Here is a 270-nt window from a genome sequence, read left to right as displayed (position 1 = left end):
GGCAACCGCGTAATCCGGCACAACATTCGCCGCTTTCCCTCCCTCCGGAATAATCCCGTGAATCCGGGCATCAGGGAGAATGTGCTGTCTGAGCGCATTAATGCCGTTGAATGTCTGAATGACGGCATCGAGCGCATTGATTCCTTCGTGAGGTGCTCCCGCCGCATGCGAGGCCTTTCCGAAGAATTCGAATTGGATCGCATCCATCGCCAGCGATGTCCCGCTTTTTTCATGCCTGCAATACGGATGAACCATCATAGCGGCGTCCAA

1 protein-coding gene is annotated in these 270 nt (G+C 54.8%); it reads right to left on the bottom strand.

Going from position 1 to position 270, the window contains the following annotated elements; all coding sequences use genetic code 11:
* On the bottom strand, nt 1-258 hold a 258-nt coding region (locus tag CH339_RS25685; protein WP_210207406.1), incomplete at its 3' end, for a peptidase dimerization domain-containing protein.
* Nucleotides 259-270 lie beyond the last annotated feature (12 nt).

It is taken from the genome of Rhodobium orientis, from assembly GCF_003258835.1.
Lineage (GTDB): Bacteria > Pseudomonadota > Alphaproteobacteria > Rhizobiales > Rhodobiaceae > Rhodobium > Rhodobium orientis.
The sequence above is the reverse complement of the archived record's forward strand: the minus strand, read 5'-3'. Positions and strand labels throughout refer to the sequence as shown.